The sequence below is a fragment of the Shinella kummerowiae genome, from assembly GCF_009827055.1.
GTDB lineage: Bacteria > Pseudomonadota > Alphaproteobacteria > Rhizobiales > Rhizobiaceae > Shinella > Shinella kummerowiae.
Genome location: NZ_WUMK01000007.1, coordinates 288,963 through 314,833, shown reverse-complemented (window position 1 = coordinate 314,833; position 25,871 = coordinate 288,963). Strand labels below are relative to the sequence as shown.

23 protein-coding genes and 1 tRNA gene are annotated in these 25,871 nt (G+C 62.4%); 14 read left to right on the top strand and 10 right to left on the bottom strand.

Going from position 1 to position 25,871, the window contains the following annotated elements; genetic code table 11:
• The first annotated feature begins 135 nt into the window (after positions 1-135).
• Entirely contained in the window at positions 136-1,182 is a 1,047-nt protein-coding gene (locus tag GR138_RS19820; RefSeq protein WP_160860985.1) for a threonine aldolase family protein, read from the top strand.
• A 187-nt stretch (positions 1,183-1,369) separates the two neighbouring features.
• On the opposite strand, the gene GR138_RS19815 is transcribed toward GR138_RS19820, so the two are convergent.
• Positions 1,370-1,831 carry an Hsp20 family protein gene (locus tag GR138_RS19815; protein WP_160860984.1) on the bottom strand — a complete coding sequence of 154 codons (462 nt, stop codon included), beginning with the start codon at positions 1,829-1,831 and terminating at the stop codon, positions 1,370-1,372.
• Positions 1,832-2,281: 450 nt separating this feature from the next.
• Here GR138_RS19815 and GR138_RS19810 point away from each other — a divergent pair, with 450 nt between their 5' ends.
• Positions 2,282-3,244 (top strand): alpha/beta fold hydrolase, encoded by a 963-nt coding sequence (locus GR138_RS19810; protein ID WP_160860983.1) that lies wholly within the window; start codon positions 2,282-2,284, stop codon positions 3,242-3,244.
• A gap of 6 nt (positions 3,245-3,250) precedes the next feature.
• On the opposite strand, the gene hisN is transcribed toward GR138_RS19810, so the two are convergent.
• Both hisN and GR138_RS19800 read right to left on the bottom strand, forming a co-directional pair.
• Entirely contained in the window at positions 3,251-4,024 is a 774-nt protein-coding gene (hisN, locus tag GR138_RS19805; protein ID WP_160860982.1) for a histidinol-phosphatase, read from the bottom strand.
• A gap of 270 nt (positions 4,025-4,294) precedes the next feature.
• Positions 4,295-5,179, bottom strand: coding sequence for an N-formylglutamate amidohydrolase (locus tag GR138_RS19800; protein ID WP_160860981.1), 885 nt, complete (start codon positions 5,177-5,179; stop codon positions 4,295-4,297).
• A gap of 192 nt (positions 5,180-5,371) precedes the next feature.
• Between GR138_RS19800 and cpdR1 the strand changes: the two genes are divergently transcribed.
• From cpdR1 to GR138_RS19780, 4 genes are all read left to right on the top strand, one after another.
• Positions 5,372-5,734, top strand: a complete 363-nt coding sequence (gene cpdR1, locus GR138_RS19795; protein ID WP_069061148.1) for a response regulator CpdR1 — start codon at positions 5,372-5,374, stop codon at positions 5,732-5,734.
• Positions 5,735-5,829: 95 nt separating this feature from the next.
• Positions 5,830-5,904: transfer RNA gene (locus GR138_RS19790), tRNA-Val, on the top strand.
• Between the two features lie 288 nt (positions 5,905-6,192).
• Positions 6,193-7,167 (top strand): M10 family metallopeptidase C-terminal domain-containing protein, encoded by a 975-nt coding sequence (locus tag GR138_RS19785; RefSeq protein WP_160860980.1) that lies wholly within the window; start codon positions 6,193-6,195, stop codon positions 7,165-7,167.
• A gap of 574 nt (positions 7,168-7,741) precedes the next feature.
• A complete protein-coding gene (locus GR138_RS19780; RefSeq protein WP_160860979.1) occupies positions 7,742-9,802 on the top strand; it encodes a hypothetical protein in 2,061 nt (686 codons plus the stop codon).
• Positions 9,803-9,905: 103 nt separating this feature from the next.
• On the opposite strand, the gene GR138_RS19775 is transcribed toward GR138_RS19780, so the two are convergent.
• Positions 9,906-10,304: a hypothetical protein gene (locus GR138_RS19775; protein WP_160860978.1), complete on the bottom strand. Its 399-nt coding sequence runs from the start codon at positions 10,302-10,304 to the stop codon at positions 9,906-9,908.
• Between the two features lie 341 nt (positions 10,305-10,645).
• On the opposite strand from GR138_RS19775, the gene GR138_RS19770 reads away from it, so the two are divergent.
• Both GR138_RS19770 and GR138_RS19765 read left to right on the top strand, forming a co-directional pair.
• Entirely contained in the window at positions 10,646-12,130 is a 1,485-nt protein-coding gene (locus GR138_RS19770) for a nucleobase:cation symporter-2 family protein (protein WP_160860977.1), read from the top strand.
• Positions 12,131-12,284: 154 nt separating this feature from the next.
• Entirely contained in the window at positions 12,285-13,313 is a 1,029-nt protein-coding gene (locus GR138_RS19765) for a sensor histidine kinase (RefSeq protein ID WP_202402731.1), read from the top strand.
• Positions 13,314-13,348: 35 nt separating this feature from the next.
• Here the strand turns inward: GR138_RS19765 and GR138_RS19760 are convergent, their stop codons facing one another.
• The 3 genes from GR138_RS19760 to GR138_RS19750 all read right to left on the bottom strand — a co-directional run bounded on the left by GR138_RS19760 (position 13,349) and on the right by GR138_RS19750 (position 15,559).
• Entirely contained in the window at positions 13,349-13,489 is a 141-nt protein-coding gene (locus tag GR138_RS19760; protein ID WP_160860975.1) for a hypothetical protein, read from the bottom strand.
• Positions 13,490-13,611: 122 nt separating this feature from the next.
• The gene (dgoD, locus tag GR138_RS19755) at positions 13,612-14,760 is read right to left on the bottom strand and encodes a galactonate dehydratase (RefSeq protein ID WP_160860974.1); all 1,149 of its coding nucleotides are present in this window, start codon (positions 14,758-14,760) and stop codon (positions 13,612-13,614) included.
• 58 nt (positions 14,761-14,818) lie between these two features.
• A complete protein-coding gene (locus tag GR138_RS19750) occupies positions 14,819-15,559 on the bottom strand; it encodes an FCD domain-containing protein (RefSeq protein ID WP_160860973.1) in 741 nt (246 codons plus the stop codon).
• A 164-nt stretch (positions 15,560-15,723) separates the two neighbouring features.
• Between GR138_RS19750 and GR138_RS19745 the strand changes: the two genes are divergently transcribed.
• Entirely contained in the window at positions 15,724-17,253 is a 1,530-nt protein-coding gene (locus tag GR138_RS19745) for a UxaA family hydrolase (RefSeq protein WP_160860972.1), read from the top strand.
• Positions 17,254-17,256: 3 nt separating this feature from the next.
• Here GR138_RS19745 and GR138_RS19740 read toward each other — a convergent pair whose 3' ends face one another.
• Positions 17,257-17,610: a VOC family protein gene (locus GR138_RS19740; protein WP_160860971.1), complete on the bottom strand. Its 354-nt coding sequence runs from the start codon at positions 17,608-17,610 to the stop codon at positions 17,257-17,259.
• Positions 17,611-17,620: 10 nt separating this feature from the next.
• The gene (locus tag GR138_RS19735; protein WP_160860970.1) at positions 17,621-18,658 is read right to left on the bottom strand and encodes a GntR family transcriptional regulator; all 1,038 of its coding nucleotides are present in this window, start codon (positions 18,656-18,658) and stop codon (positions 17,621-17,623) included.
• Positions 18,659-18,866: 208 nt separating this feature from the next.
• On the opposite strand from GR138_RS19735, the gene ilvD reads away from it, so the two are divergent.
• Positions 18,867-20,702 (top strand): dihydroxy-acid dehydratase, encoded by a 1,836-nt coding sequence (ilvD, locus tag GR138_RS19730; protein ID WP_160860969.1) that lies wholly within the window; start codon positions 18,867-18,869, stop codon positions 20,700-20,702.
• A 43-nt stretch (positions 20,703-20,745) separates the two neighbouring features.
• Here the strand turns inward: ilvD and GR138_RS19725 are convergent, their stop codons facing one another.
• Complete coding sequence (locus GR138_RS19725; protein WP_160860968.1) at positions 20,746-21,150, bottom strand: GFA family protein; 405 nt, start codon at positions 21,148-21,150, stop codon at positions 20,746-20,748.
• 85 nt (positions 21,151-21,235) lie between these two features.
• Between GR138_RS19725 and GR138_RS19720 the strand changes: the two genes are divergently transcribed.
• The 4 genes from GR138_RS19720 (at position 21,236) to GR138_RS19705 (ending at position 25,788) form a co-directional block, all read left to right on the top strand.
• The gene (locus GR138_RS19720; RefSeq protein ID WP_160860967.1) at positions 21,236-21,697 is read left to right on the top strand and encodes a MarR family winged helix-turn-helix transcriptional regulator; all 462 of its coding nucleotides are present in this window, start codon (positions 21,236-21,238) and stop codon (positions 21,695-21,697) included.
• An 81-nt stretch (positions 21,698-21,778) separates the two neighbouring features.
• On the top strand, positions 21,779-22,513 hold the full coding sequence (locus tag GR138_RS19715; RefSeq protein WP_160860966.1) for a DUF899 domain-containing protein: 735 nt from the start codon (positions 21,779-21,781) through the stop codon (positions 22,511-22,513).
• 48 nt (positions 22,514-22,561) lie between these two features.
• Positions 22,562-23,338 (top strand): VOC family protein, encoded by a 777-nt coding sequence (locus tag GR138_RS19710; protein WP_160860965.1) that lies wholly within the window; start codon positions 22,562-22,564, stop codon positions 23,336-23,338.
• A 191-nt stretch (positions 23,339-23,529) separates the two neighbouring features.
• Positions 23,530-25,788 carry a methyl-accepting chemotaxis protein gene (locus GR138_RS19705; RefSeq protein WP_160860964.1) on the top strand — a complete coding sequence of 753 codons (2,259 nt, stop codon included), beginning with the start codon at positions 23,530-23,532 and terminating at the stop codon, positions 25,786-25,788.
• The last annotated feature ends 83 nt before the right edge of the window (positions 25,789-25,871 follow it).

Genomic DNA, 25,871 nt, shown 5'->3' with positions numbered 1-25,871 from the left:
TTACGACACTTCGACGTTTTGTTTCCGTTCCTTTCATTCTTCGGGAGGATGGCGCTTTCCGCCAATTCCGGCGATTGATCGCCATCATTTCTCCACTATGGTCCCTCGAAGTCCCATTTTCGCATTGGAAACCGCATGTTTTTCGCTTCCGACAACTGGGCAGGCGCCCATCCCGACATCGCAAAGAGTCTCGTCGACGCGGCCGGCGGCTTTGCCTCCGCTTATGGTACCAGCGATCTCGACAAGCGTGTGGAAAAGACGTTTTCCGAAATTTTCGAGCGCGACGTCGCCGTGTTCTTCGTCGGCACCGGCACGGCGGCCAACTCGCTGGCACTCGCCAGCTTCAACCGTCCGGGCGGGCAGGTCTTCTGCCACCGCGAGGCCCATGTGAACGTCGATGAATGCAACGCGCCGGAATTTTTTGCGACCGGCGCCAAGCTCGTGCCGATCGACGGCCAGGCGGGCAAACTCTCACCCGAGACGCTCGCCGCCGCGATCGGCCGCTTTCCGCCGGATTTCGTGCATGGCGGACAGCCGATGGCCGTCACCATCACACAGGCGACCGAAGCCGGCACTGCCTATACGCTGGAGGAAATCGCCGCCCTGTCCGACGTCACGAAGAAGGCCAAACTGCCGCTGCACATGGATGGCGCGCGCTTCGCCAATGCGCTTGCCCATCTCGGCACGACGCCGGCAGAAATGACCTGGAAACGCGGCGTCGACATCCTGTCCTTCGGCGGCACGAAGAACGGCTGCTGGTGCGCGGAAGCCCTGGTGCTATTCGATCCGGCCAAGGCACAGCAGATGCATTTCCTGCGCAAGCGCTCGGCCCAGCTTTTCTCGAAATCCCGCTTCATCGCCGCCCAGTTCGACGCCTATTTCCGCGATGGCCTGTGGCTCACCCTCGCCCGCCATTCGAACGACATGGCAGCCCGCCTCTCCGCCGGCTTTGCCGCGTCCGACAAGGCCCGCCTCGCCTGGCCGACCGGTTCGAACGAACTGTTCGCCATCATCCGCAACGATGCGATGAAGGTTTTGCAGGACAAGGGTGCCGCCTTCTACGACTGGCCGGCCAGCCCGGACCTGAAAGCGACCATGCGCGATGACGAGACCCTCATCCGCCTCGTCACCAGCTTCGCCACCACCGAAGCGGATGTCGATAATTTTCTCTCGGCGCTTTGAGACAAGAACGCTCGGCGGGCGCTGGGGACACGCCGAAGTCCGCACCCTCTCCTCCGTCATGGTCGGGCTTGACCCGACCATCCACCTTCCGAACACGCCGGTGGATCCTCGGGTCAGGCCGAAGACTGACAACAAAAAAGGCGGTGCCCTGCGGCACCGCCTTTCTTCATCCCAATGAACGCAGGGATTAGTTGGTCTGCGCTTCGATCTGCTTGGCTTCGCGGTTGACAGCCGCAATCTCGATACGGCGCGGCTTGGCGGCTTCGGGGATTTCGCGCAGGAGATCGATATGGAGAAGGCCGTTCTTCAGCGAAGCGGCGCGCACTTCCACATGATCGGCAAGCTGGAAGCGGCGCTCGAAGGCGCGCTTGGCAATGCCGCGGTAGAGAAACTGGCTTTCTTCAGCCGCATCGTCCTTCTTCTCGCCCTTGACGGTCAGCGCATGTTCGCGCGCTTCGATCGACAGTTCGCTTTCGTCGAAACCGGCAACCGCCATGGTGATGCGATAGGTGGTCTCGCCGGTGCGTTCGATATTGTAGGGCGGATAGCTTGGGGCCTGCTCGGGCTGGCCGAGGCTGTCGAGCATGGTGAAGAGACGGTCGAAACCAACGGTGGAACGGTAGAGGGGGGAGAAATCGACGTGACGCATGGTGTCCTCCTTCAGAGCAACGGTTGCGATCTTTCTGAAGGCTGCCCCTGATTTCCGAAGGTGCAGCCCGGTTCATCCGGCTCCGCCCCTGGAGTGGCAACGGAAACCTCGACGGACCCTTTCGGCGCCCGTGAAGATGAGATGGGAATGCCTTTTTTGCCGTTCAAGGGGGCGAAAGGCAAAGCTCCCTCTCCCCGCAAGATTTTTGACCGATGAACGCCGGATGAACGATGGCTTCGGACAGCGTTCAGCTTGCCGTTGTTAAAACCGCAGCATCGGAAGCGAAAACTTTCGACGACTGGGGTGTAACGTCCCTTCCTCCCCGGTCAAATTGCGCCGGACTGCATGTGTTGTACCCCCGTGCCGCATGCAGCCGGCTTTTTTCTTTGACGGCTCAAGGGCGAGCGCCTATCCATCAATCATCGACGCCCGCCGAGACCTGACTGCCCGATGGATTCCATCCTGCATGCCACTGCCGACAATCCCGTTCCGGAAAACCACGTCGCGGGTTTCCTGGAAGGCCGTGGCGGTGTGAAAATCCGTTATGCGGTGTTCCGTTCGAAGGAGCGCCAGGCCAAGGGCACGGTGGTGCTGCTGCAGGGCCGCAGCGAATGCATCGAGAAATATTTCGAGACGATCAACGACCTGACCGCGCGCGGCCTCTGGGTCGCGACCTTCGACTGGCGCGGCCAGGCGGGATCAGACCGGCTCATCACGGGCAGCCGGGCGGGCCATGTCGCGCGTTTTGCCGATTACGAGGCCGATCTCTCGCTGTTCCTCGAGAGGATCGTGCTGCCGGACGCCCGCCTGCCCTTCTTCATCGTCGCGCATTCCACCGGCGCGCTCGTCGCCCTCTCGCAGGCGCCGTTGCTGGAGAACCGCATCGAACGCATGGTGCTCGCCGCGCCCTTCGTCGCGCTTGCCGGGCAATCGATGAGCCAGCGCAAGATCGCGATCATTGCGCGCCTCGCCTCGCTCACCGGCCTTGGCAATCGCACCTTCCGCAAGGGCGATCCGTCGCTCGATTTCGCCAACAATGTCGTGACGTCAGATGCGCGCCGCTTTGCCCGCAACGCCGCCATCTACGCAGAACATCCCGAGCTTTCCATCAGCTGGCCGAGCGCGCGCTGGCTGAACGAGACCATCGCGACCATGGCCCGCGTGACGCATCAGGACCACCTGACGCGCATCCGCATTCCCACGCTGCTGCTGTGCCCGACGGCCGACATCCTTGTCCCCCGCAAGGCGATCGGCGATCTCGCGCGTATCTTCCGCGCCGCCCGCCTGATCGAGATCGACGGCGCCCGCCATGAACTGTTCCAGGAGGCCGACCGCTTCCGCGCCCAGACGCTCGCCGCGATCGAAGCCTTCATTCCGGGAAGCGACGCCGAGGAAACCGGCCTCGGCGCCTGAATCGAATCAGCCCCTCAGAAGCGCCATCGCCTCGTCGTAGACCGTGCGGCTGCCGGCCGCGATGATCAGGCCGCCCATTTCCGCCGGCCCCCCGTCCCAATTGGTGATGATGCCGCCCGCCTGCTCGATGACCGGAATGAGGCCGCCGACGTCATAGGGCTTCAGCCCGCATTCGACGACGAGGTCGATATGGCCGGCGGCGAGCAACGCATAGGCGTAGCAGTCGCAGCCGTAGCGGAAGAGCCGCACCTTGTCCTGCACCGCCTCGTAGCGGGTCTTGGCCGTATCGGTGAAGAGATGCGGCGAGGTGGTGAACATGATCGCGTCCGACAGGCTGTTGCACGGCCGCGTGGAAAGCGTCTTGGTCCCATCCGGCCCTGCATAGTGCGAGACCTTGCCATCCGCGAAATAGCGCTCCCCCGTGAAGGGCTGGTCGATGAGGCCCATCACCGCCTCACCATTGCGATAGAGCCCAATCAGCGTACCCCAGACCGGCACGCCGGAAATGAAGGCGCGCGTGCCGTCGATCGGATCGATGACCCAGACATATTCGCGGTCGAGACCAACCGAACCGTGCTCCTCGCCGAGGATGCCGTGGTCGGGAAAATGCCGCTCGATCAGCACACGGATTGCCGCTTCCGCCGCGCGGTCGCCCTCCGTCACCGGATCGAAGCCGGAGGCCTCCTTGTTGACGACATCGGCACCAACACGGAAACGCGGCAGGGTTTCTTGCCTTGCAGCATCGGCAAGGCGGTCGAAGAAGGCGCGATCAGGCAACATGGGGATCTCTCGGAGGGACTGTGGATGCCATTGACATACTGCATCGGCCCGGAAAACGGAACCGCTATGCGCATGGGCATAGCGAAGGGTGCACGCAAGGAAATTGCTTAACAGATCGCAAATTTCTTTCGCAGTTGCGCTTGACACTTGTGCAACGCAACATTACACTTTTCTTACAGTCACTCGTGGCTGTAAATACCCTCCTTGGGTGTTTCCTCCCTAGACTTGAACCGCGCCACAAGCGCGGTTTTTTTTGAGAGGAAACCGGACCTATTCGGCCGCCAGGGCCCGGTCTGCGGCATAATCCTCCACATGGTCGGAAAAGTCCTGCAGGAACGCGGCAATCGCCGTCTGTAGCACAGCAAAATCCGGCTTCTTGGCAAGTGTCGTCTCGTCCACGTAAAGGCCGCGGTTCACCTCGATCTGCAGCGCATGCAGCCCCTTGGCCGGCCGGCCATAGTGCTCGGTGATGAAGCCGCCCGCATAGGGCTTGTTGCGCACGACGGAAAAGCCCATGTCCTCGAGAAGCCGCATCGCGGTGCGTGACAGTTCTCCGGACGCACTGGTGCCATAGCGATCGCCGATGATGAAATCCGGCCGCAACCCCGAGCCGGACACCCGGATGTTGCCCGGCATCGAATGGCAATCGATCAGCACCGAGAAACCGAACATCACATGGGTGCGCACGACAAGCCGGCGAAGGCACGCGTGATAGGGCTTATAGACGGTCTCGACACGTTCCAAGGCCTCCTCGACCGGGAAACGATGCCTGTAGATTTCCATGTTTTCCGCCACGACCCGCGGCACCGTACCGAGCCCGCCGGCAACCCGGATCGAGCTGATATTGGCATAGGACGGCAATACACCATCGAACATGCGCGGATCAAGTTCATAGGGCTCGCGGTTGACGTCGAGCCAGGCGCGCGGGAAATGCGCGACCAGCATCGGCGCGCCGAGCGCGGGCGCCACCGAAAACAGCTCATCGACATAATGGTCCTCCGAACGGCGGATGCCGAGCGCATCGAGGCGCGACTGATCGAGGAAGCCCTGTGGATAACGCCGCCCGCTGTGTGGCGAGTTGAAGACGAGGGGCACGCTCTGCGAAACCGGCTCCAGCACGTCGAAGTGGCTGTTTTCGCTCAGAGCCTCCGCCATTGCCGTCCTTTACCATGCCTGAAAGTCATTGCGTCGTTCATGTTGCCAGCGGCCTTGGCGCGTGTCCATACTGAGAAACGAGGGATAAGGCCTTGCCATGCCCCATTCACCGGATATTTACCGGAATACGCTCTCTTAACAGAACCGCCCCTCCGTGGGCAGACACCCTTTTAGATATGGTTCCCGAACTCCATGACCCCCAAGATTCTCCTCGCTGAAGACGACAACGACATGCGCCGCTTTCTGGTGAAGGCGCTCGAAAAGGCGGGCTACCAGGTGCTGTCCTACGACAATGGCGCCAGCGCCTACGACCGGCTTCGCGAAGAGCCCTTCTCGCTGCTCCTCACCGATATCGTCATGCCGGAGATGGACGGCATCGAGCTGGCACGCCGCGCCACCGAGCTCGATCCGGACCTCAAGGTGATGTTCATCACCGGCTTCGCCGCCGTCGCGCTGAACCCGGATTCCAAGGCCCCGAAGGACGCGAAGGTCCTCTCGAAACCCTTCCATTTGCGTGATCTCGTCGACGAGGTCAACAAGATGCTGGCCGCCTAAGCCCCGGAAAAGACCACAAAATCGGCGCGTAAAAAAAGCTTCAAAAAGCCTATTGACGCCGCCAGATGTTTTGTGGTCTATGCCCCTCATCGGATGGGCGTGTAGCTCAGCGGGAGAGCACTACGTTGACATCGTAGGGGTCACAGGTTCAATCCCTGTCACGCCCACCATTCGATATTCTGATGACGTTGAGAAATCCGCTACGGCGGATTTTTCCGTTTCAGGGCCCTACACGTTGTCAATTGGCGTCAAAGCTGAAAGCGAAGCATATCCTTAACCCGCCCTAAAACCGGACGGTGTGCCATCCGCTTTCGCGCGCCGTACGAAGGTGAGGCGCTCTTCCCCTCCCCCGCTCTTTGTTAAGATTAACGCCAACTAGATTTGCCGATTCCTTTCCAGCCGCACGCAGAGGCGCTAGTGCTTCGGCCAGGCGCTTGCTTTAGAAGGATCGGCGGACCATGTCTCGCATCGTAACAGGGACCCAGCTCAACGATATCGTGTACGGTACCGACTTGAACGAGACCTATATGGCGCTTGGCGGCGACGACAAGCTGGTCGTCAGTGGCGGAAACGACTCCATGTATGGCGGCGAAGGGTGGGATACCCTCTCCTATTTCCACTACACCGGCAGCGTCACCGTGGTGCTGAACGGAGAGGGCAAGGGTGTCGCGAAAGGCTCGCTCGGCGACGTCAAAAGCCTCTACTCGATCGAAGCCGTGATCCTCAGCAACAGCAACGACATTGCGCGCGGCGATGCCGGCGCCAACACGTTCTTTGGGCGTGAAGGCGATGACAGGTTCATCTACAGCGCCGGCGAGGACACCTACTACGGCGATGGCGGCTGGGATACCCTCGACTACTTCGACTATAAGGGCAACGCATCCATAACGCTCAACGGAGCAGCCAAAGGCAGCGCGAAAGGCTCGCTCGGCGACATCCAGCACCTGTACTCCATCGAGGCCGTAATCCTTGGCGCGGGCAACGACGTCCTTCGCGGCGATGCGGGCGCCAATGTCGTCTGGGGCAATGGCGGCAACGACAACATCAATGGGGGAGCCGGTGCGGACAGGCTGTCCGGCGGCGCCGGCGCCGACAAGCTGACCGGCGGGCTTGGCGCCGACCAGTTCATCTTTTCCAACGTCAGTGATTCGACCCTCTCCACATCCGGTCGGGACTTCATCGTCGACTTCAACCGCAGCCAGGGCGACAAGATCGACCTGTCGGCCATCGATGCCAATACGACGGTCGCCGGCAACCAGGCCTTCACGTTCATCGGCGAGAAAACCTTCAGCCAAAAGGCCGGTGAGCTGCGCTACGCCAATACCAACGGCGACACCTATCTCTATGGCGACGCCAATGGTGACGGCAAGATCGATTTCTCGGTTCGGCTCGACACGACGATCGAGTTTGTCAAAGGCGATTTCCTTCTGTGATTTGCGAGGGCAGATGGGCCTCCTCCCATCGCCCTGCTCTGCTCTGCCGCCGGTCCGGCAAGCCCTAACTGGTGCCAGCTTTTCGTCAGGGTGAGTGCCGGCAGCACTGTTTGAGGCCATAGCACCGGTCGAGCGCCAGCAATACTGCGCTCCTCAGCGTTGATCTCGTAGAGGGTCGCACCGAAGCCGCTGATTGCGCCGGAAATACATTATCGCCGGGCTATGCTTGAAGGACTCTACCGCGGCGCGGAGGATGGCGCGCGCCGCTGGAGGACGAGACGGGAGGGGTGTCCATGAACGATGGATCTCGCCCCTCCGACGTCGATGGCGGCCACCACCTGACGAATCGGCGTATTCGCTCCGAGAGCGCCCGACAAATCCTCGTCAAATGTGAATGTAATTCAGAAGCAGCTGGCTGACGCACCTGACACTTTGGGTCGCGCACACCCTCATTTACTGGGCCGCTCACCGATGCCGGGGTCTATCCATTTCACTTCAGAGAGGGCGAAAAATCCCCACCCCCCGAGACCCATTCATACTGCACCCGTTCTATAGCAAATCAGGAGATGCAGATATGGGAACCGACTCGCAGTATGACACGCTTGGCGAATTGCAGGCAGCAAGCCCTCCCGCCATCCTGAAGCGGGTCTCGGCAAACCTCGCCAGGGATTTCCGCAGTTTCAAACGGATCACGGCCGGATCAGCCGATAGACCGGATCACGTGCAAACCGCGGATAGCGCATGGTGGGAACAGGTCGACCAGATTTTGACCCCCGAAATGTTCTATAAGACATCGGACGGCGACAATTGGGCTCCTGCAATGCAGGCTGCGGCAAACGCTGCGGAAAACATCAATGCCCCGATGATCTACCTTCGCCCAAATTTCGAATACACCATGGACGATCATGTCGTACTCAAGGCGGGGATCGTTGTCTGGGGGTATGGGGCAAAGCTGCTGATGCGCAGCAATCCGAATCTGCGCGGCGGCTTCATCAGAACACAAGGAAGCGGCGTCAACGTCAACGACGACTTCATCCAGCGCGACGACATGGCGCTGATGGGCGTGTGGGCGGAAGTTTTGCCTACCGTAAAGGGCGTGAACTGCTTCGGCACCACCGTGTCGTCCCGCATCAGTTTCGTTGATTGCACGGCCAAAGGTGCAACATGGGGCGAAGAAAACGATCCAAAACCGAAAGGCGGCCGCGGCTTCTCCTGCCACACCCGATCCAGCATGATCAAACACGTTAACTGCAAGGCGATCGATTGCTCCATCGGCGCTCATATTCTTGACAAGGCCGACTATGATTGGACAGTCACGCCGGTCCTGCAGGGGTTCTCAGCAACAAACGCCAACCCCGTCGTATTCACCCTCACCAACCACGGCCTGCAGAACGGCGACCAATATCAGGCGCAAGCCTTTACCGGTGATGGCTGGTCGAACCTGAACGGCAACACATTCACGGTAACCCGGATCGACAGCAGCAGGTTTCGGCTGAACTTCAGTTCGGCAAGCTATCCCGCGTTCAATGGTGCCGGCCGTTTGTCCAAAGCAGACACGGGCTACATGCGTGGTAGCGGCATCACCTATCTTGGAATGGAAGTCGAGAATTGCGACCTGGACGGCTTGATTTTTGAGCAGGTGCTCGACAGCCAGAACACAACTGAGCCGAAGAACATCTACTTCCAGGGTCGTTTAAGAAACTGCGCGACCCGGTATCCGAGCGATCACAGCATCATTAACCTCGCAGGCATTCCCGGCGTCACCGTCGACGCTCAGGTTTTCAACGACCGTGACCACCCCGTCGGATCCGTCATTCGCGGATCGAGCGCACTGGCAGATATTCGTGTTCGCGGTTACGTCCACACTACGGCGCACTACATTGATCATCGTCCGATGACGGACGGGAGCAAAGATCTCGAGGTGGGCAGCACCTTGCACCCCGAGGGCACCAGCAGAAGCTCCAAGTACGAACTGCGCATCGAGGGCGATACCGTCTCCGGGGATATCATCTATTCCGCAAACACCCAGGTCGGAGAAACGCACAACCAAAACTACACATGGCGGTCTTCGTACGACGTTGAATATTCCGCCAGTTCGTTCGGTGGCGTCGCGATTGCTGATGTGGCGAAACACAACACCAATTCGTATCGCATCAAGAATACGAACACCGGCGACGTCACACTCGTCGGCAAATACAACTTCGAAAGCAACACCGGCGGCTTCTATGAAGAGGGCACCTGGACGCCCGTGCTTCGAGGCTCTTCCGTTCCTGGGAGCAATGCCTACAGCTATCAAGTCGGCACGTGGAAGCGTATCGGCGATTCCTACGAGCTTGAAGGGCGGCTGACCGTTTCCGGCAACGTCGATCCCACAATGGCGGGCAACATGGAAATCGCAGGCCTGCCTGCGGCGGTTGCGGCCGGAGCACATGGTCGTGAGGCGAGCGTTTGCTTTAACTACGTCAACAATCTTTCCCTCGCTGCCGGCAAATCGATTTCCGGACGCGGTCTCGTGGGGACAAGCACAGTCGTTCTCGCCGAACGTGACAACGTCAGAGACACGAACTTAACATCTGCGACAAAATTCGGCTCAAACCTCGATATGCGATTCCGTATTGTCTATAGCCGGGACTAGTAGACGCGTGAAACCACATCTTGATTAAGACTCGAGCAGGCGGGGCAAACTCCTCGCCTGCTTGATTTAAAAACGATGCAAAATGGTTGCGGGATATCGAAACTCAATCGTCGAAATACTTTTCGGAAATCGCATCACCAACGAGGCCTCGCGCGTGGTCGAGATAGGCCTCTGCCATCGCGCCATCGCCCAATCGGCGATAACTTTTCGCCATGGAGAGCGCCGGCAGGGGCGCTTTGTGGGAGGAGCACCAGTCGAGGGCGATTTTCGAAACGGCGATGCTGCGCTCATAGGCACCGATCTCGTAGAGGGCAGCACCAAAACCGCTCTTGATCCAATAGTCGATATCGGCCCCCGGCAAATGCGCATCCGCGTAGTCCGACGCGCCCTCCCAATGCTTCGCTGCCTCGGCATGGTTTCCATCGGCACCGGCCTCTATCCCCTTCTGCGCCAGAGCCAGGGCTTCGGCCTCACGCGGGTCTTCCGGTTGTTTTTGCGGCATTCGGGCACTCCTTCGGTCCATTTTGCAGCGCAGCAGGTGGCTCGGCGGAAAGACACATATGCCGTGCAGGAAACAGTTGACGATTGCAGGTATTTTGCGCTCAAATGATGGCCGGTTCAAGCTGATCAATGTGCCGGAATGGGATGCCAACCCTGTGAAAAGGCATTGAAATCCGGAAACGAAGCGGCTTGCTGCGGATACTCCCCATCCGGCGATTACCCTGGAAATGCGTAAAGTGTTTATCGCCTGGCTATGCTTGAAGCACTCTACCGCGGCGCGAAGGATGGCGCACCCCGTTGGAGGACGGGACAGGTAGGGTCGACGTGATAGGAGGAGTATCCATGAACGACGCATCCAGCATACATCCGGTGGACGAGAAGCTGCCCGTCGGCAGGCTCGCAACACTCGGCATTCAACACGTCCTTGTCATGTATGGCGGCGCCGTTGCGGTGCCGCTGATCGTCGGGCGGGCGTTGCAGCTCAGCCCGCAGGACGTCGCGTTCCTGATTTCCGCCGACCTTTTCGTCTGTGGTCTCGTCACGATCATCCAGTCGCTCGGTGTCGGCCGCCATGTCGGCATCCGCCTGCCCGTCATGATGGGCGTCACCTTCGCCTCCGTCGGCCCGATGGTCTCGATGGCCACCATGGCGCCCGGCCCGGAAGGCGCGCGCATGATCTTTGGCGCCATCATCGGCGCGGGCTTCCTGGCACTGCTGATCGCGCCGCTCATGGGGCGGCTGCTCCGCTTCTTCCCGCCCGTCGTGACCGGGACGATCATCCTCGTCATCGGCGTGTCGCTGATGCGTGTCGGCATCAACTGGACCTTCGGCAATCCCTTTGGCCCGACCGCGCCCAAGCTGATCAATCCGGCTCACGCGGAATGGCTGGCGCAGATGAAGACGCTCGCAGAGACCGGCGGCCCGGCCGTTCCCGACGGCTTCGCCATCGCACCGACCGTCTCCAACCCGGTCTATGCCGAGCCGAGCCACATCGCCCTTTCAGCCCTCGTGCTCATCTCTATCCTGCTCATCGCCCGCTTCGGCCGCGGCCTGATCAGCAACATCGCCGTGCTCGCCGGTGTGATCATCGGCTGCATCGCCGCATCCGTGCTCGGCATGATGCATTTCGACCGCGTGGGCGATGCCGGCTGGTTTGCCGTCGTCACGCCCTTCCGCTTCGGCGTGCCGATCTTCGATCCCGTGCTGATCGCGACCATGACGCTGGTGATGATCGTCGTGATGATCGAATCGACCGGCATGTTCCTGGCGCTTGGTGAAATCACCGACAAGCCGGTCTCGCAGCGGCAGCTGACGTCCGGCCTGCGCGTCGATGGCATCGGCACCATGATCGGCGGCCTGTTCAACACCTTCCCCTATACGAGCTTCTCGCAGAATGTCGGCCTCGTCGGCGTTACCGGCGTCAAGAGCCGCTATGTCTGCGTCGCTGCCGGCGTGATCATGATCGTGCTCGGCCTCATCCCGAAGATGGGCGCGCTGGTGGAAGCCGTTCCGACCTTCGTGCTCGGCGGCGCGGGTCTGGTGATGTTCGGCATGGTCGCGGCGACGGGTGTGCGCATCCTTGCGAATGTCGACTTCAAGTCGTCGCGCAACAACCTCTTCGTGGTTGCCGTCTCCGTTGGCTTCGGCCTCATCCCGTTGCTCGCACCGAACTACCTGATGTGGATGCCGCATGCGATCCATCCCATCATCGAATCGGGCATCGTGCTCGCCTCGATTGCCGCCGTGCTGCTGAACGCCTTCTTCAACGGCACGACCTTCGCGCAATCCGACGCCGTCGAAGCGGCACGGCTCGCCGACTCGCACTGAGGGTCCCGGCTTTCCAACGAACCCGGCTTGCAGATCGCAGGCCGGGTTTTTCCGTGAACACCGTCTGCTCCGGCATTTTCCCGCAGCCACTTCCAAGGCAGGCAGGAACATGGCAAGTGATGGCCCTCAGGAAATGGTGGCGTCGGGAGCATTCATGGTCGGCATATGGAATTGGCGCGAGGCTCTCGTTCTGGCTGTCACCCTTTGGACGGCGCTTTCCATCAACGACATCCTGATGCTGCCGGGCGGTCTGCCCATCATCGCGCCCGGGTGGCTGAGCTGCATTCTGCTCGCCCTCGTCCTGTCGAGGCTGCTCCATAACCTGCAAACCGTGCCAAAAAGGCTGGCTATCGGCGTCGGCGTCCTGGCGGTATTCGCGGCCGCCGTCAGCCAGGCGGTGTTCGATATCACCGTGATCATGATGGTTGGCCCGCATGCATTGCCGGGCGGCCAAAGCGTGCCGGGTTTTGCCCTTGCCGATACATGGGGCAAGGCCATTCTGCAGTTCCGCTTCAGCTTCATATGGAACGCCATCGTTTTCGGCTTCTATGTCGCGGCGCTCTCGCTGCTCAATGCGCAGCGCCGCAAGCTGGACGCGGAAATGCGGGCGCTGCGCTACGAGCTTAATCCGCACTTTCTCTTCAACACGCTGAATTCCATCGCCGGTCTGATCGAGGAAGGATCGGGGGGACGTGCGGACCGCATGGTGCTGTCCCTGTCGCGGTTTTTACAGACGACGCTTTCGCTCGATCCTCTGCACGACGTGCCGCTGTCGAAGGAAATCGCCTTGCAGCGCGACTACCTTGAAATCGAGCATGAGCGGTTTGCCGACCGCATGGCCTTCGATATCCGCCTTCCGGCAGATCTCGAGACGGCGCTAGTGCCCAACCTCATCCTTCAGCCGCTGATCGAGAATGCGGTCAAGCACGGCGTTGCTCCGGCGCGCAAACGCGTCACCATCGTGCTGGAGGCAAGGCGGGAGGGGGATCGGCTGGTCTTGAGTGTCGAAAACGATCTGCCGGACGCGCCGGCGGGTCGCAAACCGGCCGGCATGGGCGTCGGCCTCAGGAATATCAGCGACCGGCTGCAGGCGCGTTTTGGCAGCCGGTGGCGCTTCTCGTCAGGTCCGGTGGATGGGGCCCGTTATCAGGCCGTCATCACATTGCCGTTCCGGACGGCCTGAAGGCCTTCGGGCCTCCAGGTGGAGCCGATAGGGGCTCAGTTCAGCGGAACACTCAGGCCGCCACCGGAGACCGGCGGACGGGCATAGGTCGTGTTGCTGCTGGCTCCCGTCGTGTTGCAACCCGCAAGGGCCAGAACCGCGAATGCGACGACGACGAAACCGGAAATGGGACGCATGGACCTCTCCTTTGTGATGTGCCCGTAACACATAGGCATGCGGGATGATTCCGTCCACCGCAGGCCAAACAGAAAAGCCCGGCTCGATGTCGGGCTTTTTGGCTATAGACGCAATCGCTGTGTCACCACTCGGCAACGCTGCCGTCTTCATGGCGCCAGACGGGATTGCGCCAGCGATGGCCCTCCTTGGCCCGCTCGATGACATACTGTTCATCCACCTCGATACCGAGGCCCGGCCCCTGCGGAATCGACACGAAACCATCCGCATAGTGGAACACCTCCTTGTTGGAGATGTAGTCGAGGATGTCGTTGCCCTTGTTGTAGTGGATGCCGAGGCTCTGCTCCTGGATGAAGGCATTGTGCGAGACGGCATCGACCTGCAGGCAGGCGGCAAGCGCGATCGGACCGAGCGGGCAATGCGGCGCCAGCGCCACGTCATAGGCCTCCGCCATCGCCGCGATCTTGCGGCATTCCGTGATGCCACCAGCATGGGAAAGGTCGGGCTGGAGGATATCGACATAGCCGTCCGACAGCACCGACTTGAAGTCCCAGCGCGAATAGAGCCGCTCCCCGAGCGCGATCGGCGTCGAGCAATGGTTGGCGATCTCCTTCAGCGCCTCGCGGTTTTCCGACAGCACCGGCTCCTCGATGAAGAGCAGCTTGAACTGTTCGAGTTCCTTCGCCAGCACCTTGGCCATCGGCCGGTGCACGCGGCCATGGAAATCGACGCCGATGCCGATATAGGGGCCGATCGCCTCGCGGATCGTCGCGATTGTCTCGACCGCCTTCTCCACCTTGTCCCAGGTGTCGACGATCTGCATTTCCTCGCAGCCGTTGAGCTTGATCGCCTTGAAGCCGCGAGCGACCACCTCCCTGGCATTGTTGGCGACATCGGCCGGCCGGTCGCCGCCGATCCAGGAATAGACCTTGATGCGATCACGCACCTGGCCGCCGAGCAGCGCATGGACCGGCTGGCCATAGGCCTTGCCCTTGATGTCCCACAGCGCCTGGTCGATGCCGGCGATCGCCGACATGTGCACGGCACCACCACGATAGAAGCCGCCGCGGTACATGACCTGCCAATGGTCCTCGATCAGCAGCGGGTCCTTGCCGACGAGGTAGTCCGACAGTTCGTGCACGGCGGCTTCCACCGTCAGCGCGCGCCCCTCCACCACCGGCTCGCCCCAGCCGACAATGCCCTCGTCCGTCTCTATCTTCAGGAACATCCACCGCGGCGGCACGATGTAGGTCGTCAGCTTGGTGATCTTCATGTCGTTTCATCCCTCGTCAGTTTGTCTTCGGCCACGGGCTGTTGGCCCGCGGAATTCGTCAGTCGGCCTTGCCGATCAGGCTGGAAAGGTCACGCGCGGCGAGATCGAGAATGTTGCGCGAGCATGCCTCCGCCCGCCCGGCGTCCCGCATGCGCAGCGCATCGACCAGGTCGCGGTGCACATGCAGCGCCTCGTCGCGTTTCACCGCAGCCCGGTTGGAGGCGTGCAGCGCGTGGGACAGTGCCGCGTGGATGATCGAGGAGAGCTGCTGGAACACCTTGTTGTGGCTCGCCCTGAGCAGGGTCTCGTGGAAACGGGTGTCCGCGGCCGTGAAGGCTTCCAGATCGCCTTCCGCATCCCCCATCTCGTCACAGGCCCGTTCGAGGTCGGCAATCTCCTGCGTCGTCGCGCGGGATGCGGCAAGGAACGCGGCCGCGGGCTCCACCGTGCGGCGCGCCTCCAGGATCGAGCTTAAAAGCTCTGTCGACAGGACGTCCGGCCCCATCCATTCGAGGATCTGTGCGTCGAGTACGTTCCACTCCGACCGGTCCAGGACGAGCGTGCCGACGCGCGGCCGGCCATGGACAAGGCCCTTCGTCTCCAGCACCTTCAGGGATTCGCGAATGACGGTGCGGCTGACGCCATAGGTCGCACAAAGGTCGCTCTCGCGTGGCAGAACTGTTCCCGGCGGAAAACGCCCGCCGCAAATGTCCGCGCCGATTGCCGCCGTCACATTGTGGCGCACCCGCGGACGACGCGATTGCGGCCGCTGCGCCTGCCTCTTTGCCTTGTCCGCCACGCCATCCCCATCGTCAGATTAAATCATCGTACAATTATTGACAAATCATATGACAAATTGAGGGCGAAGACCATGGTCCGCCCTGTTCAATCGGCGCATAATTCACATTATTGACTTTTGCTGACAGAGTGCATAATGCACCGAACCCAACCGCAGGAGCCGCCATGCTCGCCGAACTCCCCGCCGTGCTCGTCCTCAATGCGAAAGACAATGTCGGCGTCGTGCCCGCCAATGTCGATGCCGGCCGGGCGCTGGTGAACGGTGTCGTCGCCGCCGAACGCATTCCGCGTGGCCACAAGGTGGCGATAGCACGGATCGCGGAAGGCGCAGCGGTGCTGAAATACGGCCAGATCATCGGCTATGCGACGAAGGCGATCCGCCCCGGCGAGCACGTGCATCTGCAGAACCTCGCCATTCTCGATGTCGCGCTGAAACACGAATTCTGCGTCGACAACGCCCCGCCCGTCATGGTGCCGGAGGCCGAGCGGCGCACCTTCGACGGCTACGATCGCGGCAATGGTCGCATCGGCACGCGCAACTATATCGGCATCCTCTCCACGGTGAACTGTTCCGCCACGGTCTCGCGCTATGTGGCGGAGCACTATGCGCGAAAGTTCCGCGAGACCGGCCATGACAATATCGACGGGGTGGTGGCGCTCACCTATGGCGGCGGCTGCGCGTTGAACCTCAAATCCGAGGGCGGGCGCATCCTGACGCGCACCTTCAAAGGCTATGCCCGCAACCCGAATTTCGGCGGCATCCTGATAATCGGGCTGGGCTGCGAGACCTTCCAGTACGGCCCCCTCGTCGAGGAAGCCGGCCTGGAAGAAGGCAAGACTTTCCGCAAGATGATGATCCAGGAACAGGGCGGCACGCGAAAGACCATCGAAGCGGCCTGCGCGATGATCGACGACATGCTGCCGGATGTCGGCCGCATCCGCCGCACCCCGCTGCCGCTCTCCGGCATCAAGCTGGCGCTCGAATGCGGCGGCTCGGACGGCTATTCCGGCATTTCCGCCAATCCGGCGCTCGGCATCGCCTCCGACCTTCTCGTGCAGCAAGGCGCCACCACCGTGCTGTCCGAGACACCCGAAATCTACGGCGCCGAACATCTTCTCACCCGCCGCGCCGCCCGGCCGGAGGTGGCGGAAAAACTGCTTTCCCGCATCGACTGGTGGCGGGACTACACGGCGAAGAACGACGCCGAACTCAACAACAATCCCTCTTTCGGCAACAAGGCGGGCGGCCTCACGACCATCCTCGAAAAGTCGCTCGGCGCCGTCGCCAAGGGCGGCTCCATGCCGCTCAACGCCGTCTACGAATATGCCGAGGAGGTGACCGAGCCCGGCTTCGTCTTCATGGACACACCGGGTTACGACCCGGCCGCCGTGACCGGCCAGATCGCCGGCGGCTGCAACCTCGTTGCCTTCACCACCGGGCGCGGCTCCGTCTCCGGCTACAAGCCCGCGCCCTGCATCAAGATCGCCACCAACACGCCGATGTACGAGCACATCAAGGAAGACATGGACATCAATTGCGGCACGATCGTCGACGGCACCGAGACGATCGAACAGGCCGGCCGCCGCATCTTCGAATTCGTCATCGCCACCGCCTCCGGCCGCAAGACGGCAAGCGAGGCCTTCGACTACGGCGACAACGAATTCGTGCCCTGGCAGGTCGGCGCCATCACCTGACCGTCAGGCATGCATGAGGATATTGACGAGCGTGCCCGCCGGATCGCGCACGAAAAACCGCCGCACGCCCCAGGGCTCGTCCGCCGGCCCGTATTCAACCGCATAATCGGCCGCGAGCACGGCCCGATGAACGGCATCCACATCGTCCACCTCGATCGACAGCCCCGGCACCGGCGTCCCCGCACCGCCTTCGGAGGCAAAACTCACCTGCAGAGGCATGGTGGCGCCCGAAACGCCGTAGGTGGCGATCCAGCCGTGATCCATCAGCAGGTCCAGCCCGAGGATGTCCTTGTAGAAGCGCGCGACCGCCGCAGGTTCGGCCGTCTCGATATTGGCGACGATACGTTTGACCTTCATGGCGATCTCCTCACCGCACAGCCGGTGTTGCATAGACCGGCATTTCCGGCCGGTGCGCATCCCGCAATTCCGCGACGCGGGCGATGACCTTGGGCAGGGACACGCTGATATGGTGGCGCAGCGTCTCGGCCGCGCGCGCACTATCGTCGACATCCAGCGCGCGGAACACCGCCAGATGCTCAGCGATGAACGGCTCGTTCGCGGGCATGCGGTGCGAGACGCCGATGATATGCTTGCTGACATTGAGCATGAAGCGCGCGCGGCGCAGCGCGATCAGCAGTTCCCGGTTCGGGCAATAGCCAAGGCAGGTGATGTGCAGGTCGGTTTCGAGATCGTCCATCGCCTCGACCGACAGGTCGGGATAGACGGCAAGCGCCTCCTCCAGCCGCTGCGTCATGGCGTGCCGCTCGGCGGGCGGGATGAAGGGTGCGGCCCGGCTCAACGCCACGGGCTCCAGCGCCACGCGGATATCATGCAGGTCGCGCATGCGGCTTTCGTCGAGCGGCACCAGCGTCCAGCGCATGCGTTCGTCTTTTTCCATGATGCCGAGCGCTTCGAGCCGGGTCAGCGCGTCGCGCGCCACCTGCCGGCCGACGCCGCGGGCCCGCGCCAGCTCCACCTCGTTGATCCGGTGACGGCCGAAGACGGAAAGATGCACCAACTCGCGCTCTAGGCTCTCGTAGATCGCCTCCCAGGCCGGCGCCTTGCGCAGGCCCGGCGCCTCCTCGTCGAGACCGAGCATTTCGGCGGTCAGCGCCACACGCTTCGGCCCGCTACGCCCCTGCCCGACCAGAAAACCGCGCCCGTCGAAACGCCGGATCTGGCCCGCCGTTTCGAGAAGCGCGAAAGCCTGGCGAACGGGTGTGCGCGTCGAGGCGAAGACGGTGGCGACCGGTCCTTCGAGCAACAGTGCGCCCCTTGGCAGACGGCCCGCGGAGATGGCGTCTGCCAGCACATCGCGAATGCGCAGATAAAGCGGGCTCTTGTCGAGCGCCGTATCGATGCTCTCCGCGCCCGCCTCCGCCAAAATCTGACCCGTGCCGTTCATGGCGCGGACCATGGCATGAATGCCTTGTGCCGACAACGGTCATGTCGGGCGCCGATCGGCAGCAAGGAAATTGCGTCGCAGCGTCAAAAAATCGTCATTCCTTTCGTGACGCCGGGGGCGTTTTGCGCTAGGGAAACCCTTCCAAGGCTCGCAATTCGGCCATCAAGGGGCCATATGCGAACCACGTCCGACGTCAAGGAACAGAACCATGCCCGCATATCGCTCCCGAACCACCACCCACGGCCGCAACATGGCCGGTGCCCGCGGCCTCTGGCGCGCGACCGGCATGAAGGATTCGGATTTCGGCAAGCCGATTATTGCGGTGGTGAATTCCTTTACCCAGTTCGTGCCTGGCCACGTGCACCTGAAGGATCTTGGCCAGCTCGTCGCGCGCGAGATCGAGAAGGCCGGCGGCGTCGCCAAGGAATTCAACACGATCGCCGTCGATGACGGCATCGCCATGGGCCATGACGGCATGCTCTATTCGCTGCCGTCGCGCGAGATCATCGCCGACTCGGTCGAGTACATGGTCAATGCGCATTGCGCCGATGCCATGGTCTGCATCTCGAACTGCGACAAGATCACCCCCGGCATGCTGAATGCCGCCATGCGCCTCAACATCCCCGCCGTCTTCGTGTCCGGCGGCCCGATGGAGGCCGGCAAGGTCGTTCTGCACGGCAAGACCCACGCGCTCGATCTCGTCGACGCGATGGTCGCCGCCGCCGACGACAAGATTTCGGATGAAGACGTCCAGGTCATCGAGCGGTCCGCCTGCCCGACCTGCGGCTCCTGCTCCGGCATGTTCACCGCCAACTCGATGAACTGTCTGACCGAGGCCCTCGGCCTGTCGCTGCCCGGCAACGGCTCGACGCTGGCAACCCACGCCGACCGCAAGCGCCTGTTCGTCGAAGCCGGTCACCTGATCGTCGATCTCGCCCGCCGCTACTACGAGCAGGAAGACGACAGCATCCTGCCGCGCAACGTCGCCAACAAGCGCGCCTTCGAAAACGCCATGTCGCTCGACGTGGCCATGGGCGGCTCGACCAATACCGTGTTGCACATCCTGGCAGCGGCTTACGAAGGCGGCATCGATTTCGACCTTGATGACATCGATCAGCTGTCGCGCCGCGTGCCTTGCCTTTCCAAGGTGGCGCCCGCCAAGCAGGACGTGCATATGGAAGACGTGCACCGCGCCGGCGGCATCATGCGCATCCTCGGCGAACTCGATCGCGGCGGCCTCATCCACCGCGACACGCCGACCGTGCATTCCGAAACGCTCGGCCACGCCATCGACCGCTGGGACATCACCCGGACGACCAGCGAGACGGTGCGCACCTTCTTCCGCGCCGCGCCCGGCGGCATCCCGACCCAGGTCGCCTTCAGCCAGGAAGCCCGTTGGGACGAACTGGACACCGACGGCGAAAAGGGCGTCATCCGTTCCGTCGAGCATCCGTTCTCGAAGGATGGCGGCCTTGCCGTTCTCTCGGGCAACATCGCGCTCGACGGCTGCATCGTGAAGACGGCCGGCGTCGATGAATCGATCCTGAAGTTCACCGGTCCGGCTGTCGTCTTCGAAAGCCAGGATGCAGCGGTGAAAGGCATCCTCAGCAACGAGGTGAAGGCCGGCGACGTCGTCGTTATCCGCTATGAAGGCCCGAAGGGCGGCCCGGGCATGCAGGAAATGCTCTATCCGACGAGCTACCTGAAGTCGAAGGGCCTCGGCAAGGCCTGCGCGCTTGTCACCGACGGCCGCTTCTCCGGCGGCACCTCGGGCCTGTCGATCGGCCATGCCTCGCCGGAAGCAGCCCAAGGCGGCACCATCGGCCTGGTACGTGATGGTGACCTGATCGAGATCGACATCCCGAACCGAACGATCAACCTCGCCGTTACCGAAGAAGAACTGGCAAGCCGCCGCGCCGAGCAGGACAAGCTCGGCTGGAAGCCCGCCGCACCGCGCAAGCGCAATGTCACGACGGCGCTGAAGGCCTATGCCGCCTTCGCCGCCAGCGCCGACAAGGGTGCTGTGCGCATCCTGCCGGAATAAGCTGTCTTGCCGGGCGCGGGTCTCCCCCGCGCCCGGCATCGTTTCAGAGGTGGCGCGTCTCCTCCGGCGTGTTCCACCAGGCATCGTTCCGCCCGTCGAAATACTGCACCGGCAGTTCCGCCAATTCGCTGTGCGCGATATCGTCGAGGCAGGCGACATTGATCGAGACATAGGCGCCGCCGATCGCCTCGACATAACCCCGCCCGAATGGCGACACCCCACAATTCTTACAGAAATGATGGTGCCCGCTCATCGTGTTGAACTGGTAGTCACCAAGATCAGCCTCGTCGCATTGCAGACGAAAAGCCTCCGGCTTGATCTGGGCGCCCCAATACCGCTTCTTCGAGCAGATCGAGCAATTGCACCGTCCCGTGCCGGCGGAAAGGTCGATATCGGCCTCGTAGCGGATTTTCCCGCAATGGCAGCTTCCCTTGTAGGTCTTCAACATGATGCTCTCCTCGCTTGCGCCTCGCGCCCATAAATGACAATATGTTGTCAAATAGACCCTCGCAGAATGACAGTATGTTGTCAACATGAGTCCTGACCGTACCCCCGCCGGCGACGCTTTCGCCGCCTTCGCCATTTCCGTGCTGCGCCTTGCCGGCCACCTGCAAACCGCCGGCGACGCTCTCGCCAAACCCGCCGGCCAGACCAGCGCGCGCTGGCAGGTGCTCGCCGCCGCCGACCATGCGCCGATGTCCGTGGCCGAGGCCGGTCGGGCGCTTGGCATGACGCGGCAGGGTGTGCAGCGCGTCGCAGACCTTCTGGAGAAGGACGGGCTGATCCTCTATGCGGAAAACCCCGCCCACCAGCGCGCCAAGCTGATGGTGCTGACCGACGCGGGCAAGTCGACCCTCGAAGCCATCAAGTCCCGCCAGGCCGTCTGGGCCAACGTGCTCGGCGAGCTTTTCGACAAAAAGCACCTCCAGCAGGCAACCGAGACGGTCATCACGGCGTTACAGGCCGTTGAGAAACAGTCCGTGCCGGACGACTGAAACCGGTCGATGCTTTGACACGGGCAAGAAATGTTGATACCAACTTATTTGTCGAAAGCCCGTGAAAGAGGAGTCCCGAGCATGAGACCGAACCACGACATCGTATCCCAGGAAGAATGGATCGCCGCCCGCAAGGCCCTGCTGACCCTGGAAAAGGAAGAGACCAAGCTGCGCGACAAGGTGCGCGCCGAGCGGCTCACCCTGCCCTGGGTCAAGGTGGACAAGGAGTACACCTTCGACACGCCGGAAGGCCACAAGACATTGGCGGACCTGTTCGACGGCCGCAGCCAGCTCATCGTCTACCACTTCATGTATGGCCCCGACTGGGACGCCGGCTGCCCCGGCTGCTCCTTCATGGGCGACCATATCGACGGCATGCTGCCCCATCTCAACAATCACGACGTGACGATGGTCGCCGTCGCCCGCGCACCGCTGGACAAGCTTCTGGCCTACAAGAAGCGCATGGGCTGGAAATTCCCGTGGTTTTCTTCCTATGGCAGCGACTTCAATTTCGACTACCATGTCTCCTTCACCAAGGAGGACCTGGCCAGCGGCAAGGTCATGTATAATTACCGCGAGACCGACGCCGCCGATGCGCATGACGAGCTTCCCGGCCTCAGCGCCTTCTTCAAGGATGAGGACGGCACCGTCTACCACACCTATTCCGACTATGCCCGCGGCGGCGAAGAGGCGCTCGGCACCCTGATGATCCTCGACCGCGCGCCGAAAGGCCGCAACGAGACCGGCACGCTGAGCTTCGTCAAGCGCAAGGACGAGTATGCCGACACATCCCGGGTGCAGTCCTGCTGCGACTGACCGATCGACATCGACCAAAACCACAAAAGAGAACGAAGGGACGACGACATGCACACGGACTACGGCAAGTTCTGCTGGTACGAACTGATGACGACGGATGTTCCTGCCGCCGAACGCTTCTATGCATCGGTCGTCGGCTGGTCCACGCGCGATTCCGGCATGCCGGGCATGAACTATACGCTCGCCTATGCCGGCGAGACGCAGGCCGCCGGCATTGCCGAACTGCCACCGGAGGCCAAGGGCATGCCGCCGGCCTGGATGGGCTATGTCTTCACGGACCGGATCGAGGAGACCGTGAAGGAGATCGCGGCGAATGGCGGCAAGGTCATGCGCGCACCGGACGATATTCCGGGCGTCGGCCGCTTCGCCGTCGTGGCGGATCCGCATGGCGCGGTCTTCTCGCTCTTCACCACCGAGGGTGAAAGCCCAGCCCAGCCCGGCATGATGGAGCCCGGTCGCGTCGGCTGGAACGAGTTGATGGCCGGCGACCTCGACACCGCCTGGGACTTCTACGCGAAAACCTTCGGCTGGACCAAGGACGCCGCGGTCGACATGTCGGAGGCCGGCATGGGCACCTACCAGACCTTTGCGGCCGGCGGCGGCAACGCCATCGGCGGCATGATGACGAACCCGCCCGGCTCACCCATGCCGCCGTGCTGGGGCTACTATTTCGTCGTCGAAGGCCTCGATGCCGCCCAGAAGCGGGTCACGGACGGCGGCGGCAGCGTCATGATGGGGCCGATGGAAGTGCCCGGCGGCGCATGGATCATCAATTGCACCGATCCGCAGGGGGCCTATTTCTCGCTGGTCGCGGCGACGCGCTAGACAACCCTTTGTCCGGTGGAGCGGCCCCGCCGCTCCACCACAGCACAGCTTTCATAAAACCGTCACAAACACGTCATGACCAACGGTCATACCAATGACGGTCAGAACCGGACACCGTCCGGCCGCAGGATGCGCCTTCTGATAGCCGACGCCGGCATGATCTGTAGCTGCGTATTGTCAGAAATCATCCCATGCGTCTTTCCATCAAGCTTTCGCTTGCCGCCCTGCTGCTGGCCGTCATCGCCATTTCCGCGACCAGCGTCGCGAGCCTTTATCTCAGCGCCAGCCAGTCCACGGCCGCGGCGGTGACGAAACTCGAAACGCTGGCCGACGGCCGGCGCAACGAGCTCGCGCAATATCTGCAGTCGATCGTCAAGGAAACACGCGACCTCGCCGGCCAGAAGGTCGTCACCAAGGCGCTCGATGACTTGTCTGGCGCCTTCGGTGCGATCGAGGGGGATCGGGCGGGCGAACTGCAGCGTCGCTATGGGGGAAAGGCCGAGCTGAAATCGGCCGAGACCGACAAATTCGACCAGCTACACGGCCGCTACCATGGCTTCTTCCAGCGCAATGCGGAGGCGCAGGGTTTCGACGACATGCTGCTCGTCAATCTCAGCGGCGACATTGTCTATTCGCTGCGCAAGCACGGTGATTTCGGCGCGAACCTGACGAGCGATCCGCGCTTCGCCGGGACCGGCCTTGCCAAGGTCTTTGCCGAAGCGGCACCCAGCACGGAAACCGCCATCGTCGCCTTCGGTGATTACCAGCCCTATGCCCCGGCCGGTCGCGCGATGGCCTTCCTCGCGACCTCTGTCTCCTCCGTCGCCGGCAAGATCGGCGTCCTCGTCGTCGCACTGCCGACCGAACGCATCGCCGCCAAATTGAACAATGCGGTCGGCCTTGGCGAGACCGGTGAAGCCATGCTGCTGAATGCCGACGGGTATCTCCTGACCCGCCCCTCGCACGGCGCGGAAGCCGACATTCTCACGATGCGCATCGCGCCGGAGCTTCTCGTCCCCGCCGACGGCGCGGCGATTGCCCAGGCGACCCTGCCCGATCATCGCGGCCGCGAGGTCAAGCTTGCCGCCGCGCGCTTCGATTTCCTCGGCCGCACCTGGACCGTCGCCGCCGTCATGGCGTCAAGCGAAGTCTTCGCCGGCCTCACACGCCTGATCAACTGGACGCTGCTCATCTCGCTCAGCGTGCTCGCGATCACGGCCGCCGTCGGCTTCCTCTTCGCCAATCGCCTGTCGCGCCCGATCACCGCCCTCGTCTCCGACATGAACCGGCTGGCGGGCGGCGACACGACGATTGCCGGCAAGGGCGAGGATCGCCGCGACGAGATCGGCGACATGGCGCGCTCCGTGCTGGTCTTCCGCGATGCCGCGATCGAAAAGGAGCGCCTGCAGCGCGAAACGGCAACGATGCGCGAGGATGCCGATAGCGAACGGGCGGCGCGTGACGCGGCCAAACAGGCCCACGACGCCGCAACGGAAGAGACCGTCATTCGCCTTGCCGAGGCCCTGCAACATCTTGCGCGCGGCGATCTCACGCAACATATCGACATCCCCTTCATCGCCTCCCTCGACCGGATCCGCACGGACTACAATGCCTCCATCGAGCGGCTCGCCGAGGCGATGACCACAGTGCGCGTCAACACACACCGCATCCGTGACGATTCCAGTGAAATGCAGGAAGCGCTCGTCCAGCTCTCCAGCCGCACCGAGCGGCAGGCCGCCTCGCTCGGCGAGGCTGCCACGGCACTTGCGGAAATGACTCAGGCCGTGCAATCGGCCGCCGAGCGCACGACGATCGCCGAGCGCCTCGCCTCCGACACCAAGAAGAGTTCGGCGGCCTCCGAACAGGTCGTCGACAATGTCGTCAACGCCATCGGCAAGATCGAAACGTCCTCGCACGAGATCGAGAACATCATCGGCGTCATCGACGATATCGCCTTCCAGACCAACCTGCTGGCGCTCAATGCCGGTGTGGAAGCGGCGCGTGCCGGAGACGCCGGCAAGGGCTTTGCCGTGGTGGCGCAGGAAGTGCGCGAGCTCGCGCAACGCACGGCCAGTGCGGCGCGCGAGGTGAAGGCGCTGATCACCAAATCCGCCGACGAAGTGGCCCGCGGGGCCGGCCTGGTGCGGGAGACCGGCAGCGTGCTTCGCGATATCGCCGGCAAGATCAATGCGATCGATACGGAGATCAAAGAGATCGCCCGCGCCGCGCGTGACCAGTCCGTCGGCATCCACGAGATCAACGCGACCATCCGGCAGCTGGATGCGGTGACGCAGCAGAATGCCGCGATGGTCGAGGAGAGCAGTGCCGTCACCCATCGCCTTTCGGACGAATCCGCGACGCTCGCGCGCCTCGTCGGCCAGTTCGAGATGCCGCGCAACGGGGTACGACAGGAACCGGTGGTAAAACCGCACCTGCGGCGTATCGCCTGATCGACTGACGCCGCCGGAAACGATCGCGCTTGCAATCTCTCTTCGCATTGCACAAACTCCCCTCGATGGCGGCTTAAGACCGC

Excerpts from the sequence above, each read along its gene's own strand:
- GR138_RS19820 (WP_160860985.1), top strand. The coding sequence starts at position 136 with ATGTTTTTCGCTTCCGACAACTGGGCAGGCGCCCATCCCGACATCGCA.
- GR138_RS19815 (WP_160860984.1), bottom strand. The coding sequence starts at position 1,831 with ATGCGTCACGTCGATTTCTCCCCCCTCTACCGTTCCACCGTTGGTTTC.
- GR138_RS19810 (WP_160860983.1), top strand. The coding sequence starts at position 2,282 with ATGGATTCCATCCTGCATGCCACTGCCGACAATCCCGTTCCGGAAAAC.
- hisN (WP_160860982.1), bottom strand. The coding sequence starts at position 4,024 with ATGTTGCCTGATCGCGCCTTCTTCGACCGCCTTGCCGATGCTGCAAGG.
- GR138_RS19800 (WP_160860981.1), bottom strand. The coding sequence starts at position 5,179 with ATGGCGGAGGCTCTGAGCGAAAACAGCCACTTCGACGTGCTGGAGCCG.
- cpdR1 (WP_069061148.1), top strand. The coding sequence starts at position 5,372 with ATGACCCCCAAGATTCTCCTCGCTGAAGACGACAACGACATGCGCCGC.
- GR138_RS19785 (WP_160860980.1), top strand. The coding sequence starts at position 6,193 with ATGTCTCGCATCGTAACAGGGACCCAGCTCAACGATATCGTGTACGGT.
- GR138_RS19780 (WP_160860979.1), top strand. The coding sequence starts at position 7,742 with ATGGGAACCGACTCGCAGTATGACACGCTTGGCGAATTGCAGGCAGCA.
- GR138_RS19775 (WP_160860978.1), bottom strand. The coding sequence starts at position 10,304 with ATGCCGCAAAAACAACCGGAAGACCCGCGTGAGGCCGAAGCCCTGGCT.
- GR138_RS19770 (WP_160860977.1), top strand. The coding sequence starts at position 10,646 with ATGAACGACGCATCCAGCATACATCCGGTGGACGAGAAGCTGCCCGTC.
- GR138_RS19765 (WP_202402731.1), top strand. The coding sequence starts at position 12,285 with ATGGTCGGCATATGGAATTGGCGCGAGGCTCTCGTTCTGGCTGTCACC.
- GR138_RS19760 (WP_160860975.1), bottom strand. The coding sequence starts at position 13,489 with ATGCGTCCCATTTCCGGTTTCGTCGTCGTCGCATTCGCGGTTCTGGCC.
- dgoD (WP_160860974.1), bottom strand. The coding sequence starts at position 14,760 with ATGAAGATCACCAAGCTGACGACCTACATCGTGCCGCCGCGGTGGATG.
- GR138_RS19745 (WP_160860972.1), top strand. The coding sequence starts at position 15,724 with ATGCTCGCCGAACTCCCCGCCGTGCTCGTCCTCAATGCGAAAGACAAT.
- GR138_RS19740 (WP_160860971.1), bottom strand. The coding sequence starts at position 17,610 with ATGAAGGTCAAACGTATCGTCGCCAATATCGAGACGGCCGAACCTGCG.
- GR138_RS19735 (WP_160860970.1), bottom strand. The coding sequence starts at position 18,658 with ATGAACGGCACGGGTCAGATTTTGGCGGAGGCGGGCGCGGAGAGCATC.
- ilvD (WP_160860969.1), top strand. The coding sequence starts at position 18,867 with ATGCCCGCATATCGCTCCCGAACCACCACCCACGGCCGCAACATGGCC.
- GR138_RS19725 (WP_160860968.1), bottom strand. The coding sequence starts at position 21,150 with ATGTTGAAGACCTACAAGGGAAGCTGCCATTGCGGGAAAATCCGCTAC.
- GR138_RS19720 (WP_160860967.1), top strand. The coding sequence starts at position 21,236 with ATGAGTCCTGACCGTACCCCCGCCGGCGACGCTTTCGCCGCCTTCGCC.
- GR138_RS19715 (WP_160860966.1), top strand. The coding sequence starts at position 21,779 with ATGAGACCGAACCACGACATCGTATCCCAGGAAGAATGGATCGCCGCC.
- GR138_RS19710 (WP_160860965.1), top strand. The coding sequence starts at position 22,562 with ATGCACACGGACTACGGCAAGTTCTGCTGGTACGAACTGATGACGACG.
- GR138_RS19705 (WP_160860964.1), top strand. The coding sequence starts at position 23,530 with ATGCGTCTTTCCATCAAGCTTTCGCTTGCCGCCCTGCTGCTGGCCGTC.